This window comes from Paenibacillus sp. FSL W7-1287 (assembly GCF_038004245.1).
Lineage (GTDB): Bacteria > Bacillota > Bacilli > Paenibacillales > Paenibacillaceae > Pristimantibacillus > Pristimantibacillus camelliae.
In genome coordinates this window covers 497,501-510,000 of sequence record NZ_JBBORD010000001.1, presented here as the reverse complement: position 1 = coordinate 510,000, position 12,500 = coordinate 497,501, and the positions used below count along the sequence as shown (strand labels likewise).

At 42.9% G+C, this 12,500-nt stretch carries 7 protein-coding genes and 2 rRNA genes (1 of these 9 cut by a window edge); 3 read left to right on the top strand and 6 right to left on the bottom strand.

Going from position 1 to position 12,500, the window contains the following annotated elements:
• Both NSQ99_RS02390 and rrf read left to right on the top strand, forming a co-directional pair.
• Positions 1-2,827, top strand: a 23S ribosomal RNA gene (locus tag NSQ99_RS02390) (it extends 103 nt beyond the left edge of the window).
• Positions 2,828-2,965: 138 nt separating this feature from the next.
• Positions 2,966-3,082 (top strand): 5S ribosomal RNA (gene rrf / locus NSQ99_RS02385).
• A 610-nt stretch (positions 3,083-3,692) separates the two neighbouring features.
• On the opposite strand, the gene NSQ99_RS02380 is transcribed toward rrf, so the two are convergent.
• The 6 genes from NSQ99_RS02380 to NSQ99_RS02355 form a co-directional block, all read right to left on the bottom strand.
• The gene (locus tag NSQ99_RS02380) at positions 3,693-5,303 is read right to left on the bottom strand and encodes a response regulator (RefSeq protein WP_340834783.1); all 1,611 of its coding nucleotides are present in this window, start codon (positions 5,301-5,303) and stop codon (positions 3,693-3,695) included.
• Complete coding sequence (locus NSQ99_RS02375) at positions 5,290-6,636, bottom strand: ABC transporter substrate-binding protein (protein WP_251671578.1); 1,347 nt, start codon at positions 6,634-6,636, stop codon at positions 5,290-5,292. The genes NSQ99_RS02380 and NSQ99_RS02375 overlap by 14 nt, the downstream gene beginning before the upstream one ends.
• A 9-nt stretch (positions 6,637-6,645) precedes the next feature.
• Positions 6,646-8,400: a sensor histidine kinase gene (locus tag NSQ99_RS02370; protein ID WP_340834780.1), complete on the bottom strand. Its 1,755-nt coding sequence runs from the start codon at positions 8,398-8,400 to the stop codon at positions 6,646-6,648.
• A gap of 93 nt (positions 8,401-8,493) precedes the next feature.
• On the bottom strand, positions 8,494-9,342 hold the full coding sequence (locus tag NSQ99_RS02365) for a carbohydrate ABC transporter permease (protein ID WP_251671582.1): 849 nt from the start codon (positions 9,340-9,342) through the stop codon (positions 8,494-8,496).
• Positions 9,343-9,346: 4 nt separating this feature from the next.
• A complete protein-coding gene (locus NSQ99_RS02360) occupies positions 9,347-10,291 on the bottom strand; it encodes a carbohydrate ABC transporter permease (protein WP_340834778.1) in 945 nt (314 codons plus the stop codon).
• 78 nt (positions 10,292-10,369) lie between these two features.
• Positions 10,370-11,719 carry an ABC transporter substrate-binding protein gene (locus NSQ99_RS02355; RefSeq protein WP_445670469.1) on the bottom strand — a complete coding sequence of 450 codons (1,350 nt, stop codon included), beginning with the start codon at positions 11,717-11,719 and terminating at the stop codon, positions 10,370-10,372.
• A gap of 210 nt (positions 11,720-11,929) precedes the next feature.
• Here NSQ99_RS02355 and NSQ99_RS02350 point away from each other — a divergent pair, with 210 nt between their 5' ends.
• Positions 11,930-12,496, top strand: coding sequence for an SLOG family protein (locus tag NSQ99_RS02350; protein ID WP_340834775.1), 567 nt, complete (start codon positions 11,930-11,932; stop codon positions 12,494-12,496).
• Positions 12,497-12,500: the final 4 nt, after the last annotated feature.

Genomic DNA, 12,500 nt, shown 5'->3' with positions numbered 1-12,500 from the left:
TCCGGGGATTTCCGAATGGGGAAACCCAGCCGTTGTAATGGACGGTTACTTCTAACTGAATACATAGGTTAGAGTGAGGCATACCAGGGGAACTGAAACATCTAAGTACCCTGAGGAAGAGAAAACAAAAGTGATTCCGTCAGTAGCGGCGAGCGAACGCGGAACAGCCCAAACCAGAGAGCTTGCTCTCTGGGGTTGTAGGACAGCTCACATGGAGTTACAAAGGTGTAGGTTAGGTGAAGAGGTCTGGAAAGGCCCGCTAGAAGAGGTAAAAGCCCTGTAGCCAAAAACCTGCACCCTCCGAGCTGTATCCTGAGTACGGCGGGACACGTGAAACCCCGTCGGAATCCGGCAGGACCATCTGCCAAGGCTAAATACTCCCTAGTGACCGATAGTGAAGCAGTACCGTGAGGGAAAGGTGAAAAGCACCGCGGGAGCGGAGTGAAAAAGAACCTGAAACCGTGCGCTTACAAGAAGTCAGAGCCCGTTAAATGGGTGATGGCGTGCCTTTTGTAGAATGAACCGGCGAGTTACGTTTGCATGCAAGGTTAAGTTGGAGAGACGGAGCCGTAGCGAAAGCGAGTCTGAATAGGGCGCATATAGTATGCAGACGTAGACCCGAAACCGTGTGATCTACCCCTGTCCAGGATGAAGGTGCGGTAACACGCACTGGAGGTCCGAACCCACGCACGTTGAAAAGTGCGGGGATGAGGTGGGGGTAGCGGAGAAATTCCAATCGAACTCGGAGATAGCTGGTTCTCCCCGAAATAGCTTTAGGGCTAGCCTCGGTGTAGAGCATGCTGGAGGTAGAGCACTGATTGGATGCGGGGCCCGCGAGGGTTACCAAGTCTAGTCAAACTCCGAATGCCAGTCATGTATAACCGGGAGTCAGACAGTGAGTGCTAAGATCCATTGTCAAGAGGGAAACAGCCCAGATCATCAGCTAAGGTCCCCAAGTGTGTGTTAAGTGGGAAAGGATGTGGAGTTGCACAGACAACCAGGATGTTGGCTTAGAAGCAGCCACCATTTAAAGAGTGCGTAATAGCTCACTGGTCGAGTGACTCTGCGCCGAAAATGTAACGGGGCTAAACACACCACCGAAGCTATGGCAGGTACCATTTGGTACTTGGGTAGGGGAGCGTTGAATACGGATTGAAGTCAGACCGTAAGGACTGGTGGACTGTATTCAAGTGAGAATGCCGGTATGAGTAACGAAAAGACAAGTGAGAATCTTGTCCGCCGTAAGCCTAAGGGTTCCTGAGGAAGGCTCGTCCACTCAGGGTAAGTCGGGACCTAACGCGAGGCCGAAAGGCGTAGTGGAAGGACAACAGGTTGAAATTCCTGTACCACCGAAGGTTGTTTGAGCAATGGGGTGACACAGAAGGGTAGTGACGCGGACTGATGGAATAGTCCGTCCAAGCAGTGAGGCTTGTCAGTAGGAAAATCCGCTGGCTATAAGGCTGGGCTGTGATGGGGAGTGAAAATTACAGTAGCGAAGGTCATGAGCTCCGGCTGTCAAGAAAAGCCTCTAGTGAGATCTAGGTGCCCGTACCGCAAACCGACACAGGTAGGCGAGCAGAGCATGCTAAGGCGCGCGGAAGAACTCTCGTTAAGGAACTCGGCAAAATGACCCCGTAACTTAGGGAGAAGGGGTGCCCCGGTAGGGTTAATCGCCCGAGGGGGCCGCAGTGAAAAGGCCCAATCGACTGTTTAGCAAAAACACAGGTCTGTGCGAAGTCGTAAGACGAAGTATACGGGCTGACGCCTGCCCGGTGCTGGAAGGTTAAGGGGAGTGGTTAGGGGTAACCCGAAGCTATGAACCGAAGCCCCAGTAAACGGCGGCCGTAACTATAACGGTCCTAAGGTAGCGAAATTCCTTGTCAGGTAAATTCTGACCCGCACGAATGGCGTAACGAATTGGGCGCTGTCTCAACGAGAGATCCGGTGAAATTTTAATACCTGTGAAGATGCAGGTTACCCGCGACAAGACGGAAAGACCCCATGGAGCTTTACTGTAGCTTGATATTGGACTTTGGTACGATCTGTACAGGATAGGTGGGAGCCTATGAAGCATGTGCGCCAGCATGTGTGGAGGCGCCGTTGGGATACCACCCTGATCGTATCGGAGTTCTAACCTGTCACCATGAATCTGGTGAAGGGACCGTGTCAGGCGGGCAGTTTGACTGGGGCGGTCGCCTCCTAAAAAGTAACGGAGGCGCCCAAAGGTTCCCTCAGAATGGTTGGAAATCATTCGAAGAGTGTAAAGGCATAAGGGAGCTTGACTGCGAGACCTACAAGTCGAGCAGGGACGAAAGTCGGGCTTAGTGATCCGGTGGTACCGCATGGAAGGGCCATCGCTCAACGGATAAAAGCTACCCTGGGGATAACAGGCTTATCTCCCCCAAGAGTCCACATCGACGGGGAGGTTTGGCACCTCGATGTCGGCTCATCGCATCCTGGGGCTGAAGTAGGTCCCAAGGGTTGGGCTGTTCGCCCATTAAAGCGGTACGCGAGCTGGGTTCAGAACGTCGTGAGACAGTTCGGTCCCTATCTGTCGCGGGCGTAGGAAATTTGAGAGGAGCTGTCCTTAGTACGAGAGGACCGGGATGGACGTACCGCTGGTGTACCAGTTGTTTCGCCAGAAGCATAGCTGGGTAGCCAAGTACGGAAGGGATAAGCGCTGAAAGCATCTAAGCGTGAAGCCCCCCTCAAGATGAGATTTCCCAATTAGTAAGACCCCTTGAAGACGACGAGGTTGATAGGCTGGGGGTGGAAGTGCAGCAATGCATGGAGCTGACCAGTACTAATCGGTCGAGGGCTTATCCTACAGACTTTGAATACGGAGCGTAAGCGAAGATTCACAAGTCACATCGGAAGCATATGCTTCTGCTTGAAACGCTAAGGAGATTCACAACTTTCATATCCAGTTTTGAGGGTGCAAGCCACTTTGGAAGCATCTGCAACGTTTGGTGACGATGGCGAAAGGGAACCACGCGTACCCATCTCGAACACGACCGTTAAGCCTTTCAGCGCCGATGGTACTTGGACCGCAGGGTCCTGGGAGAGTAGGACGTTGCCAAGCACGAAGGAAGCCTATTGCGTATGCAGTAGGCTTTTTTTGTTGTGCGGAGGATGTAGTGTTGATGCATGGTGATTGCGTAGAGCTCAGTCGGTGAGGTTTAGAGTAATAAGAAAGAATAACTAACTTTATGAGCGGTATACTTACAAACTGATTAGAATTGATTTGTATAGATTAGTATATGGCGTGTGAAATAGTCACCTATTAGTGCGAGTCTTGCTGAGGAAGGCACTGCGGTAATTCAGGAGAGTGTCTGAATCTGATCGACGTATATTCGATGATGAGGCAGCGGTAGTATAGGATGATTCAGACGCCGACCTTGAGGTTAAAACATGATGTTAATCAAGGAAGTGTAGTCACGATGTTAAACAACCGGTGCGGAATGGCCGTTGCCAAGCACGAAGGAAGCCTATTGCGTATGCAGTAGGCTTTTTTGTTGTGTGAATGTAGTGATGATGCATGGTGATTGCGTAGAGCCGAGTCAGTGAGGATTTGGTTTAATGAGCCGAATGTGTGGAAATCAATATGAAAACATATAATAGAGACAAAAATGCGGAGATCTAGCAACTATGCTAAATCCCCGCAATATTAATGATTTACGGCAACAACCTGTTTAAGTTGTCTCTGCAGTCACACGATATTCTGACGGTGTCATGCCAGTCATTTTCTTAAACACTTGCGTGAAGTACTTAGAGTCCTGATAACCGACTAGTGGGGCAAGCTGATAAACTTTAACCTCAGTATGAAGTAAAAGATATTTAGCTTTTTCAATTCGGCAGTTTGTTACATACTCCAAAAATGTAGATCCAGTAATTTGCTTAAATAATGTACAGAAATGACTCGCACTCAGTCCAATAAACTCACATACTTCATCAATACCAATATCATTGTGATAATGGTTTTTTATATAGGAGATTGCCCTTTCAATGAGTGCTGGCCCTTCCTCATTGTGCTGCTGGTGTTCAAAATGACTAATCCACTGCTCAACAGCTTTGCTTAGTGCAGTAATAGCTTCCTCTAACGTATCGGATTCCATCAAATGCTGAATGAGTTCATCTACTGTCGAAGGTAGCTCGATTTGTAAATGTTCAAATTCTCTTCGTGTAATGACAGCAATCTCCACAATATAACGGATGAGAGCATCTTTAGTAAGATTACCACGTTCAAGCTCTAATCTAAGCTGCTGCAGATATTCACGAGTAGATGCGAATTCTAACGTTCGTATACTATCAATAATATTTTTTTCTAACCATTTTGGATACTGCCATCCTGAAGTGGATTGTGTTAGCTTGTCTTCATCCTGATCCTGATCAATAAAGACATGCTCCGTGCTTGCATAGAAGCGTTGATGCAGCGCATCACAAGCACTAATATATGCATGATGCAGCTGCTCTAAGCTATGGACAATTGCGCTTATTCCGACAGAGCAAGATAGCTTAGAGTACTTTTTAACATGTAGTACAATGTCTTTAGCGAGCTGTTTCTTATGATCATCAGGCATATTCTTAAAGAACAGAATCCATTCTCCACTATGAAGCGGAAAAGCGGCCAAAGCTTGATTATTAGTTGACCACTCCTCAAGTATGTTACGAACAGCAAACAACCATAGCCTTCTTTCGTCCGTACTCCAGCGTTTATTAAAAGTCGTAATATGATCCAGCTGTACAACCATCATATAATATGGCTGCTGCAGGTATTGGTCATCTAACCAATTGATATGCTTTAATGCACGCTGATTACCTTCAATAAGCTCAGCAAACATTCTTTCTCTTGCAAGCAACGATAACGTATTCACTGAATCAAGAAGCTGCTGGCTTTCTTGAGTGGCTTCCTGCTGTGATTTCAGCTTTTGTATGGATTTTTCGAGCATAGCCGTTAGCTCATCATGATCAATAGGCTTCAGCAGGTATCCTGTAGCGCCGTGTTTTAGAGATTCTCTTGCATATTCAAACTCACCATAGCCGCTAATGACGATAAAGATTAGATTCTCCTTACGCTTCATCACTTCTGACATAAGCGAGATTCCATTTAAGGTAGGCATTCGAATATCGCTAATAATGATGTCAGGCTGATGCTCGTGGAATAGTTTTAGTGCTTCCTCGCCATTTTTAGCAGTAAGTACATTCGTTATGTGTAGATCCGTCCAAGGAATGGCATAAGATAAGCTTCTTAATATAATTGGTTCATCATCGACAAGAAGTGCTGTATAGCTATTCATTGCCATCCCATTCCTCTCCATAGTTATTGATCACATTAAAATATAGCTTAGATGCTTCTTCGAGCTGAATTAGTGCTTCTTCACTTGTGATCTCTAATTTAATTAATTGGTCACTTATCGTCCAAAATGCTTTTCTTACTTCAGGTGATAAGACATTATCATAAGCGAGGAACAATTTATCACTTTCCCCAAGCAGCTCAACAACCTGTTCGAACACCGGTCCAGTTTTATTTACATCGTACGTCATGTTCATAGATGGTAATCGAGCGGCTTCATATACAATTCTTCTTTGAACCTCATCTGTATAAAAGGCCTGCATCAGCTCTAATGCAGCAGTTTTTTGTAAGCCTGATAAATTTGCCGATAAACCGATGCCGATTGTATAGCCTCCTACAATGGAGGGACGTTCATCCTTATGAAGGGATGGAAATGGAATAACACCAATATCCTGTTGAAAATCTGTGCCATCAGTTGATTGAAAAAGAGTGATGTCCCAATTTCCATTAAGATACATAGCCGCTTGACCTGAGTTAAACAAGTGAATGGCGTTCACCGATAAGATTTGCGCAAAGTTATTGTTAAACGCATTGTCGCGACTCCAATCCTGAAGCTGGTTAAACGCATGAAGATACTCTTTATTAACGAAGGATGCCTCGCCCTTTGCTATAGCTTGAATAAGCTCAGGCCCTGCATAGCGATCCATTAAATAGTGAGCGTATATACTACCTGGCCACAAATCACTATTTCCCAATGTAAAAGGGATGTAGCCGTAAGCTTTCAGTTGCCTTATTGCTTCATTTAGTTGATCGATCGTAGCTGGTGGTGTTAGATTGAGCTGATTAAAGATCTTCTTATTGTAAAACAGCGGCTGTGCATGCCCTTCGAAGGGAAGACCATATACATGTCCATCATACGTCCATAAGCTAAGATCTATAAAATCCAATTGATGCTCTTCAACAAAATCAGTAAGATCAAGCAGTCGATTAGAGCCTACATAGGGATCAAGCTCTGCACCACCGAATAACACGAACATATCGGGAGGTGTTCCGGTTACCATTTCGCTTTTAAGCTTTTCCTCTCGATGGCTTGTTTGATCTAGCCCTTCAAAGTTAACCTTTACATTAGGGTGCGTGGCTTCAAATTCACGAACGACATCTTGAAAAATATTCATCATCGGGAGATCATGCTCTTGCGTCCATACGTGACGAAATGTAATCGTTACTTTATCAGTTTGGGTAATCGTCGCTTGGCTATTGCCTTTAGGAACACTATAAATGATCGTTGTCGCAAGAATAAGAATATAGAGAACAATCCATTTCATATCTTTTAGTTTTCGCATCTCAAACCCTCACTTATGGATTACCATATTATCCTGAGTAGGTAATATTTTTGGCACTCTAATACGAATAACAGAACCATGTCCAGCAGAGGAACAGATCATCATGCCATATGGCGCCCCAAAGCGAATACGGATACGTTCATGTACATTTCGTAAGCCGACACTGCTATCTTTATATTTGGAGCTCTTGTAGTTTACATTTGTCCATAAATTTTGCAGCACATCTTCGCTAAAGCCAGGCCCATTATCGATAATATCGATCCAAATTTCTTGTTTACCTTCGGAGGCTTTTACATGAATATAGCCCTTATTCTCCATTGGTTCGATCGCGTAATATAGTGCATTCTCAACAATAGGCTGAACAATAAGCTTCTGAGTAACGTAGGATTTCAAATGCTCTGGTAAATCAAAGGTATACTCGAACTTATCCTCAAATCTAAACTTCTGTATATTCATATAATGCAGCACATGCTCAAATTCGGTCTGCAGGGTAATAAGCTCTTTATTTTCACTAATGCTAATGCGAAGTAAACGTCCAAGTGAAATGACCATTTTGCTAATATCCTTATTCCCTTGTAATACAGCCATCGAGTTAATCGATTCTAAGGAATTATAGATAAAGTGTGGATTGATCTGAGATACAAGCGCTTGCAGCTCAGCTTCCTTCTTCATCGTTTGCTCTACTTCTATCTGATGAAGAAGCTCTTCCATTTGTGCGGACATGCGATTAAAGCCGAGGACAAGCATATCCGCTTCATCAATCCTGGAGGTATGCTCAGTAGGGATTTGCTTAAATTGTCGCTGCTCTACACGACGCATACCACTTACCGTACTGTTGATCCTTCTAATCAGACGACGAACAAAAAACTTATCAAACAATAATGCAGAAATTAAAGAAAAAGCAGCGAGCAATATCGCTGTATTACGAATCGGTATCGATTCAGCCTGCAATACCGCAGTTGGAGTAATCGCGACGAGATACCAGTTTGCTTGCTGAGACTCTAGATACGTGATCGATGATTTAACCCCGTTATATTTGTCAATAAAACTATTATTAGCGCTTTCATATTTATCGTTAAGGAAAGGAAAAGAGACACGGTCTCCTATATTCTCTCCTGACTTGTCATAGACAATCGTTCCTGATTTGTTAATGAGCAGGATATTACCTTGCTCCATTGTCGCGGTTTCCCAAAATACTTGATCAAGCAAATTTGCTTTTATCTCAAGAACAATAGAGCCTATATCTTCTAATGAGTAATAATCCTTAATCACCCTTGAGTGTATGAGAATAGGTTGGTCTTCAGCAGCAGAACCATTTTCTCCTGGTCCTGACCAAATCGGCACACCATCTGCCTTCTCCATAGCGTTATACCAGGGCTGTGCTCTAAGGTCAACTAATGATTCCGCCGAGTTATAACTGTAAACCAACCGATTTCTCGAATACAAGCGAAAGGAATGTACCATAGGATGATTTATTAACAAAATATTAATTTTTTGTTTAACATCATAATTGGTAATATCGTTTTGCATTTTTAACGTTTGTTGTATAACAGATTGCGTAATTGCTGAGTTAGAGATAGAGTTAATCTCATTTAATGCGTAGCTTAGCTTCCGATCAGTTTCTAACAAGGACATGCGATAAAAATGACTCGTTTTGGTCGTAATTGTATTAGAAAAGTTAAAGTAAGAAATAGTCCCCATTGCAATAACAGGGATAAAAACTAGAAGGATATTGGCAAGCATAATTTTACGTCTAAGCTTCACTATGGTCACGCTCCCTAAGACTACCTTCTCCTATTTCTACATGAACAGATATCGTAATGTCAATAAATATATATCTTTGTCAATTTTTCTAAACTAGCTTTTTACGGCACCTGAAGTTAATCCAGCAATAAACCAGCGGCTGAACAACAAGAATACGATGAGCAGTGGTAGAGTTGCCATAAAGGTAGCAGACATAATCATACCAAAGTCTAGACCGTCACGTGTCGTGAACAGCTGCTGCAAAGCAATTTGAATGGTATAGTGACTTTTATCCTTCAGAACGACTAAAGGCCAGAAGAAATCATTCCACGTGTTTAAGTACGTAAAAATACCTAATGTGGCGATAGATGGCGTAATGATTGGAAGCACGATCGTTCTAAATATGCGGAAATGACCTGCCCCATCGATTTTACCTGCTTCCAGAAGCTCAGAATGAACAGAGCTTGAAATATATTGTCTCATCCAGAATATACCGAACGCATTGACCATCGCAGGAACAATTAATGCTTTATACGTATCAATCCATTGCAGCTTAGCCATAATGACATACGTTGGAAGAACGCTTAGCTGCTGTGGAACAAATAGCGTACCAAGCACGAAAAAGAATAAAAAGTTTTTGTACTTAAAGTTATATTTTGCAAATGCGTAGCCAGCTAGAGAACAGAAGATAACAACAGACGCGGTGACTAAGGTAGAAACAAATAGAGAGTTACCAAACGCCGTCCAAAACTCAGTTTTCTCTAAGGCACGGTTGAAATTGTTTATAAACTGATTACCAATCGTTATGATAGGTGGAATATGTGATGCAGCACCACGTTCATTGGAAGCGATGACGAACATCCAATAGAATGGGAATACGGATATAATGGCACCAATTCCTAAAAACAAATAGTAGAATATCGTTGTAAAAGAGCTAGGCTGATCTCCGATTTTAGCTTTCATTGTATTATCCCTCCGTATCTCCACCAAGCTTGTTAGAAGCCCACATATTAATCATGGAGAACATAATTGTAAACACCAATAAGATGACGGCAGTCGCAGCTGCTGTACCGAAGAAGCTGTTACTGAATGCTTCGCTATATAGGTAGTTAACCATCGTTATTCCTTCAGAACGTAACGAGCTCGTTCCAGATTGGCCTAAGAATACATAAGGCTCAGTAAATAGCTGAAGTGAACCGATTGTTGACATCATAACGGTAAAGATGATGAAAGGTTTAAGTAGCGGCAAAGTAATATGGATCATTTGCTGAAAACGACCAGCTCCATCAATTCTTGCTGCTTCGTAAAGGTCAGCTGGAATACTTTGTAGACCAGATAAATAAATAACCATGTTGTATCCTGTCCAGCGCCACATAATCATTGTAGCAATGGCAATTTTAACGCCCCACCAGCCTGAATTCCATGCCACAGCATCTAGGCCAAAGATATCAAGCAGCCAGTTACCCATTCCATTGTTACTATAAATCGCACTAAATACGAGAGCTACAGCAACGATAGAGGTAATGTTGGGCATAAAGAACAATACACGGAAAACCTGCTTAAACTTTGTAAATGCGGAATTCAGAAATATAGCAATAAGTAGTGCTAGTATGAGCTGCGGGATTGTACCCATAACGCTAATTAATAATGTATTAGAGAATGAAGTCCAAAATATTGAATCCTCTAGGACAAACTGATAGTTTTGCAAGCCGATATACTTCATCGGATTAAGAGCGTCCCATTTGAAAAAGGAAAGATAGATGGTAAACAATATCGGATAGAGTCCGAAGATACCAAAGATAATAAAAAATGGCGATATAAACAAATAAGCAAAGAGATTATCTCGCTTACGCTCAGATAACCTTCTTTTAGGTACTGCAGTTTTTACTGATGTCTGTGCAGTAGTGGCCATGAGGCACCTCCAAGTGATTTAATAATTCAAGACCGCAGGAAAACCCCGCGATCTTGAATGGTCGTATATCAGAAGAGATTAGCTACGTTTAATTAGGTTTTCGATCTTTTGGATCGCTGCATCCCATTCAGCTTGAGGGTCTGCACCTTTCTCTTGAACGTTTTGAATGGCTTCTTTAATGTAAGAGTCTGTTTGATCGTGAAGCGGGCCATAATAAATTGGTGCTACACGCTCAGCAGCAGAAGCAAATTCAGCAGCAGAAGCTTGGCCGCCTAAGAATTCATCTGTATGGTCTTTGAATTCAGCTGCTTCAAATAGTGCAGGAGTTGAAGGCATTAAACCACTTACCGTAAAGGTTTTTAGCTGTTGCTCTTGAGAAGTCATCCACTCAATAAATGCATAAGCCTCTTCAGCATGCTTTGTTTGCTTAGGAATACTTAGGAATGAACCACCCCAGTTACCTGATCCCTCAGGAAGCTGAGCAATACGCCATAATCCAGCAGAGTCCGGGCCGTTACTTTTAACGTTACCTAGCATCCAAGCTGGACCAGGAAGGACAGCGAAGCCGCCATCGTTTGTAGCTTGTGTCCAATCAGCTGCCCATAGTGCATAGTTTGCTACCCAGCCTTCTTGGATTCCTTTAATTGTGAAGTCATAAGCTTTTTTTACTTGAGGATTGGTATTACCGATAAACTCGCCAGATTCTTTGTCGAAGTAAATTTGACCGTCAGCCTGGTCACGTACTGCGTTGTAGATCAAGTCTCTAGAATCAACAAAAGGGATTCCTGTAGCATCTGTAAACTGCTTAGCTACTGTAGCGAATTTATCCCATGTATCGATTAGTGCAGAGAACTCTACTGGATCAGTAGGAAGACCTGCTTGTTCAAGTAGATCTGTACGATAGTAAGCAACAGTTGGAGCAATATCCGTAGGAAGACCGATTTGGAAGCTGCCATCTACAGAAGATGCTTGTGCCCATTTCCAATCAAGGAAGTTAGCTTTTACATCCGCAGCACCTAGATCATTTAGGTTGTGGAATGAATTTTGAGCAGCTAGGAAACGCTCCATAAAGCCAATTTCAAGCTGGAAAATATCTGGAGCACCAGAGCCAGCAGATAAAGCTGTTGTTAAGTTATTATGGTGAGCCGTTTGGTCACCAGTGTTTTGAATTTTAATAACTATGTTCGGATTGTCTTGCATGTACTGATTAGCAAGATCCTCGTAGTTGGTATTACCTAGCGTCCAGAAAGATAGTTCAACCGTTTCGCCGGATGCTTTACTTGAGTTGTCTGAATTACTAGATGTGTCAGATGAATTGCTGTTTGTTGCATTGTTACCTGAATTGTTGTTGCTAGAGCTACATGCAGCTAGTGTAAATACCATAATGGCAGCTGCTAGCAGCAAAAGCGTTTTTTTCATTTTACTCACTTCAAAAAACCCCTCTCTGTTTTTCTAATAATGAATACAAGGGATACTATATAGGAAAGTGAAGTAAATAAAGAGGAGACAAATTTACGATTTGAGGTTGAAATTCGTTTGATAGATGCTAAAGCGTTAAACAGACATTTCATTTAAATAGTACAATGACATAAAGAAGCAGTATTAATTGAAGTTCGATATAGGAGTATAGGGATTCATATGAAGAATGTATTTATTGCGGGCTATGCCGCACACGAGTTAGGAATATTTAATCAGAAGCATGAGGCGATACGATTTATAAGACAGGCCTTTTATAAGAAGGTTATCCCTCTTATAGAGGAGGGAGCAGAATGGTTTATTATTACGGGTACGTACGGATTTGATTTATGGGCAGCAGAGGTGCTGTTTATGCTACGTAAAACAGATTACCCACATATTAAAGTATCGATGATACAGGCATTTATGAATCAAGAGGAAAATTGGAAGGAGGATCGGAAGGCATACTTCAACAAAATAAAAGGAAAGCTAGATCATTTTGCTGTAGTTAGTCAGCAGCCTTATGCTGGGCCATGGCAATTCCAAGCAAGAGATCAGCTAATTTTGCAAAAAACTGATGCGATCATTTTGTTTTACGATGAAGAATCTGCAGAGAGTAAAGCAAAGTATATTAAGGAGAAGGCAATCAAAAGAGCCGAAAGCTCATATTATCCGATTATTACAATAATAGCTGACGATATACAAACGATTGCGGAGGAGGACGCATTAAAGCGAATGGATGATTATTAGTTAT